A 4704-nucleotide genomic window follows, 5' to 3' on the forward strand; every position below is an offset into this window, starting at 1 on the left:
AATCCCTCAACACGCAAGATGTCGCTCTCCGGCGGCCGCACCTCAATTTCCACAAAGAAACCGTAAGACTGTACACCTGTAATCAAACCCTGGAAAGTTTGCCCGGTGCGTTCTTTCATCAATCCCGTTTTCTTCAATCCCTGCAAATCGCTTTCGGCATCCTCAGCAACCCTTTCGCGTTCCGTCAGGTGTACCACGGCCGATGCAAACTCTGTCTCAAATTCGTGGTGCAAATCTGGCGGGAGAACATTCCAAGTAATTTGACCGTGACAGGAGGAATGGTGCAAGTCAACTTTTTCCTTAGCCCGTGTTGTGCGGCTGCTGCGGCCTTGCTCGAACACCGCTTGCAACACCCGCAGTACCAGCAAATCGGCGTAGCGGGAAAGCGGCGAAGTGCAGCGCGTGTAACCCTCTGACAGCCCCAAACCGAAGTGTGGCTTGGGAGTTGTGCTGTAAACAGCGGGCTTCATGGTGTCTTCTAGCAGGTAGGTGAGAACTCTTTCGGACTTCAGGCCGGCAAACTGCTGGGTAAATCGCTGAAAGTCCAAGGGCAAAACTTCTTCTTCGGTTTCGAGATAAAGTTCGCCTCCGAGGTTGTTTGAGAGTTTGATGAACTCTTGAATGTCTGCCGGGTCTGGCATCGGCTGGACGCGGTAAATTGCTGGGACTCCCAAGGCTTGCAGGTGAGTGGCGACGGCTTGGTTGGCAAGTACCACCAACTCGGACACAGCCGACTGAGCGGGGGGAGCGACTGCAAAAGCTCCTAATTCGCCTTCGTCGTCGAAGTGAGAGTTAGCGTCGGGCAAATTTAGTTCAAAAGCTCCCCGCTTCAGCCTTGTCTGTCTGGCTGCCTGTGAGGCGGCACCGAGTTGATCGAGGAAAGGACGGAGGGCGGAGGATAAAGGGTGCTCTTCGGCATCGCCTGGTTCGAGAATTGCTTGAGCTTGCTCGTAGGTGAGGTGGTAGTCAATTTGAATGACGCTGGTTTGAATTTCGTATTCTAGGAGTTCTCCTGATTCGTCTAGGGTGAGCAGTATGCTGAAGGCCAGCCGTTCGGTATCTGGCAGCAGAGAGCAGCGCTCGTTGAGGATTTCTGGCAGTACGGCGATGATTTTTTCTCCCAGATGGGCGGCGGTGCCTCGCTTGCGGGCTTCGCGGTCGATCGGGGTTTCTGGCTGCACGTACTCGGCGGCGTCGCTGATGTGGATTCCTATTTGCCAGCGGCCGGGCTTCAGGGTTTCGATCGACAAAGCGCGTTCTACTGGTGGATCGGACAGGAATGATGTCGGATCAAACTCGTTTTCGGCTCCTCCTTCGGAGAGATTTTCCTCCGGGGCTTGAGGGGCATTGTTTTCGCTGTTGGTTGTTCCCGGTTCGTTTTTGCTGAAGCTAACAGTCAGGATGTTACGCAAATCTAGGCGTTTTTTGATGTCGGTTTTTTTGACTTTGCTCGGCAAATTTTCGGCTGCTTTGATGACGGCGGCGGGGAACGATCGCGGCAAGTCGTGTTTGCAGCATACGATGTCGAGGTCGTCAGCGGCTTCGGCGTCGGAACCGAGTACCTGTACTACTTTGCCGACTGGGCGGTGCGTGCCGAGGGGGTAGCGTTTGACTTCGACGTGTACTAGGTGGTCGATCGCCTCTTGGAGATTTGTGCCATTTGCGAGCAAATCTAGTTCAAACAACAGGCGATCGTCCAGGGGAATTGCTCTGTAGCTGACGCGGCCAGTGGGGGTGGCGGTTTGCTTGACTCGCGCCAGTACCGAGGGGTTGGCGCGTTCGAGGATCAGCATGACTTCGCCTTCGGGCGATCGGCGGCGGCTACCTTCTTTGATGATTTTGACTAAGACTCGATCGCCATTCCAAGCTGTCGAGAGGTGACTTTCCCGCACGTAAACGTCTTCTGAGCCTTCGGCGTCTTGAATTGCAAAGCAAAATCCTTTGCTCGAACAGCGCAGTTTTGCTTCTACTACGTCGTCTTCAGCTACTCGGCGATATCGGCCTTTGTCTTTGACTAATATGCCAATTTTCTCTAGAGCTTCTAATGCGATTTGAAGTTTGAGTTGACTGGTGGCGTCGTTGCAGTCGAGTTTTTTCTCCAATGCTTTAGGAGCCACTAATTTGTCTTCTGTAAAATTTGCCAGCAGTGCAGCGATAGAAAATTCCATGTAGCGATCGATCCTCTTGTTTCCAGCAATTAGTCTATTTTTGGCGAAATCAGCCGCACCCCCTTGGGCCCTCGTAGTGCCTGCTTCCCAACAAATGCGCGGGTTGATAGGTGGAGACGCGAGCACAGCCACCTTGTTTCATCGCGAGGTTTTTTTGAGATTCTCTCCCGACACCGGCTTGGTGCTAATTGTCTGCTGTCTGTCTTGAACTGACTGCTGACGGCGCAGAAAAATGTCCCGCACGCTATTCCCCAATACAATTTTTTAGCGTTGGTTTGTTTGCTTTTAGGTCAGCAGCGCCGAGCACTTCGCGAATTAAAAAGCCCCTGTCGGTTCTTAAAAGATGGCTCGATACTGAAAGCAACGGCTTGAGTCGAGGATGAGCCGATGGAGGGATGGAGAGGGAGAAAATGTGCATTTCTGCCTTCTGCCTTGTTTCCTTCTGCCTTGTTCCTTCTTCCTTTTGAAGTGCCTCTTGCCTCTTGCTTTAGCAAAGAACTTACCGGATCAAGGCAAAATTGCTAGTAGCTCGCCGCTGGGATGCCCCTGTTTTTTGCACGCGATCTGCCCTTGCGGACGGAGGTGCAACGAGCGGGTCGGGAGCAATCTGTGCTGTAGAAAGTGCAAGGTACACAAAACCGGAGACTTTTACTACTTTTGCTTAGTTGCTGTGTCATCTCCTATAGATAGAAATGACGCCCGATGCTTGTTAGCTTAAACCGCTGGATGTGGCATGGGGTTTAGTGGCGTGTAAGGTTGCGCGGATGACTCACCTTTAATTTATTGTATGTTGAATAGGTGCTTTCAGAAAATTGTTTTCTCTGGGCTGTACTAAACTTAAGTCATAAGCCCCTTCTGGTTTCGGGGTCAAAAAATTATGTTTGCTGAATTTCGCGCCCTTTATCCCGCTGGACAGTTAATTTGTGAGTTGCTGACTGTTCATCACGGTAAGTTTGTTGTTCGCTGTCTGGTTCAGGTTGACGGCAAAACTCTGGCTACGGCTATGTCTGCTGCTGAGTCTGTTGAGGATGCTGAAGACCGCGCCCGGTTGCGAGCGATCGCTGTCCTCGGATTTGCTGCGCCCGATCGTGCGATCGCAAGTGTTGATACGGCTCCGGTTGCTCCGATTGCTTCGGTTGCTGTTGTTCCCCCTCCCCCTCCTCCTGCTGTTCCGGTTCCTGTTGGGCCGACAAGTGTTCCTCTTCCGGTTCTAGAAATACCTGTTGTTGACAAATTGCATCAAACACATCAAAGTAATTTTGTCAAGACTGAAGCGAAATTAAATGAAGAGCCGATCGCACCTGTACCGGAACCGCTGCCTCCAAAGGTCGATCTGCCGGAGGCTACTGGATTTGTACCGAAGCAGTTAGACTCGGATGCTTGGCTTTCTTCTAGCTACGGCGAACCACTTCAGGAACTTGATGTGCCGACTGCTAGCGAAAGTGAACTGCTACAGGGTGCGGCCGAAGTCAGGGAATTGCAACCGATCGCAGTGGGAATCCCCAGCGATGCGATCGAGGATAATTCGGATACGATCGCCCAAATAGACGCCATCCTCAAACGCCTGCAATGGAAGAAAAAACAAGAAAGCGACTGTCTCGAACACAATTACGGCAAGTCGTCGCAGAGAGAGCTTTCTAGCGAACAGTTGGTAGATTTCCTAGAATATCTGGAAATCTACAGCAGAACTACTGAGGAAATCAAGCGGTTGAACTGGACCCCCAACCAAGGAAAAGATTATCTCAAACAAGGTTATGGCAAAGAAGCGCGCCATTTCTTAACTCAAGTAGAATTGCTCGACTTCCTGCAATATCTCGAATCTTTACCCTAGTAATTATGTAGGTTTCTAGGTGTGATGTTTTTTTAGAAAAAGCTACATATAGCAGTTTTCAATTCTATGAAATACAGTAAGGCCTTAACTATGACGCCGTATCCTGCGCCCCAGCATCTGTACTTCACTCGACTGAAAACTGCTATATGACCGTTAAAAATTAAAAATCAAAAATGACGAAATATTCTTCATTTTTGATTTTTAACTTTTTATTTAGACGACAGCGGCGATCGGGCGGCTGGCGGAAGGACGGCGATCGATCACTTGATCGACTAATCCGTAGTCCTTTGCTTCTTCAGCCGACATGAAGAAATCCCGTTCGGTATCTTCTTCAATGCGGGAAAGTGGCTGACCGGTATGGTTGGCAAGATGTTCGTTCAGGCGGCGCTTGTGGTACAAAATTTCTTTGGCCTGAATTTCAATATCGGTTGCTTGTCCTTGAGCTCCGCCTAGAGGTTGGTGGATCATAATCCGGGAGTGAGGCAAACTCATCCGCTTGCCTTTAGCGCCGGCACTCAACAGAAAAGCGCCCATGCTGGCGGCCAAACCGAGACAAATAGTGCAAATGTCGGGGCGGATGTGGTTCATCGTGTCAAAAATGCCCATACCTGCTGTTACCGAACCCCCTGGGGAGTTGATATAGAGGTAAATATCTTTCTCCGGGTCTTCGGCGTCTAAAAATAGCAATTGGGCAACGATCAGGTT

Annotated in this window: 3 protein-coding genes; 1 reads left to right on the forward strand and 2 read right to left on the reverse strand. The window is 50.6% G+C overall.

Features of this window, described 5'->3' with window-relative positions; genetic code table 11:
* Positions 1-2168, reverse strand: a 2168-nt coding sequence (locus tag QUA38_RS27385) for a ribonuclease R family protein (RefSeq protein WP_333167461.1), incomplete at its 3' end; no start/stop codon positions are given.
* A gap of 877 nt (positions 2169-3045) precedes the next feature.
* Here QUA38_RS27385 and QUA38_RS27390 point away from each other — a divergent pair.
* Entirely contained in the window at positions 3046-3999 is a 954-nt protein-coding gene (locus QUA38_RS27390) for a hypothetical protein (RefSeq protein WP_333167458.1), read from the forward strand.
* A gap of 213 nt (positions 4000-4212) precedes the next feature.
* Here QUA38_RS27390 and QUA38_RS27395 read toward each other — a convergent pair.
* A partial coding sequence (locus QUA38_RS27395; RefSeq protein ID WP_333167460.1) for an ATP-dependent Clp protease proteolytic subunit occupies positions 4213-4704 on the reverse strand: 492 nt, incomplete at its 5' end.

The sequence above is a fragment of the Microcoleus sp. Pol12B4 genome (assembly GCF_036701385.1).
Classification (GTDB): domain Bacteria; phylum Cyanobacteriota; class Cyanobacteriia; order Cyanobacteriales; family Microcoleaceae; genus Microcoleus.

What these genes read in the sequence shown, in the direction of transcription:
- QUA38_RS27390 (WP_333167458.1), top strand. Translation starts at nt 3,046, where the DNA reads ATGTTTGCTGAATTTCGCGCCCTTTATCCCGCTGGACAGTTAATTTGT.